Source organism: Agromyces binzhouensis (assembly GCF_004135055.1).
Taxonomy (GTDB): domain Bacteria; phylum Actinomycetota; class Actinomycetes; order Actinomycetales; family Microbacteriaceae; genus Agromyces; species Agromyces binzhouensis.
This window is the reverse complement of the sequence record NZ_SDPL01000812.1, coordinates 1-579: the sequence shown is the minus strand read 5'-3', so window position 1 is coordinate 579 and position 579 is coordinate 1. Positions and strand designations below refer to the sequence as shown.

The following is a 579-nucleotide window of genomic DNA, read 5'->3' as shown; positions in this document are numbered from 1 at the left end:
CCCACCGCGCCCGGCGAGGTCGACGCGGCCGCGCTCGCCGCGGAGCTCGCCTCGGGCGCGCCCCCGCTGCTGCTCGACGTGCGCGAACCGTGGGAGGCCGACCTGGTCGCGATCGCCGGCTCGATCCTGATCCCGTTGCACGAGCTCGGCGCCCGCACGAGGGAGCTCGACCCCGCGGCATCCGTCGTCGTGTACTGCCACCTCGGCGTGCGCTCGCGGCTCGCCGCCGAGCACCTCATCGCCGCGGGGTTCGCCGAGGTGCGCAACCTGACCGGCGGCATCGACGCATGGTCGCTCACCGTCGACCCCGAGCTGGCGAGGTACTGATGACGCGCATCCCGTTCGACGAGCACGCCCGGTTCGTGCGGTCCCTGCTCGCCCCGCTCGGCGCCCGGCCGACGGAGCGGGTCGCGGTGGGCGACGCGCTCGGGCGCATCACGGCTTCGCCCGTCGAGTCGCCGATCGACCTGCCGCCCTTCCGGAACGCGCAGATGGACGGCCTGGCGGTGCGGGCGGCGGACGTCGCGGGCGCGCCCGTCGAGCTTCCGGTCGTCGGCGAGTCGGCGGCGGCCCCCGGTA

The 579-nt window shown here is 76.3% G+C and carries 1 protein-coding gene and 1 pseudogene; both read left to right on the top strand.

Annotated elements, in window-relative coordinates; genetic code table 11:
- Positions 1-327 (top strand): rhodanese-like domain-containing protein (locus ESO86_RS18365; protein ID WP_277985261.1); only part of this gene is annotated, 327 nt, incomplete at its 5' end.
- A pseudogene (locus ESO86_RS18360) lies at positions 327-579 on the top strand (gephyrin-like molybdotransferase Glp); the annotation flags it as partial. The gene ESO86_RS18365 and the pseudogene ESO86_RS18360, both read left to right, overlap by 1 nt.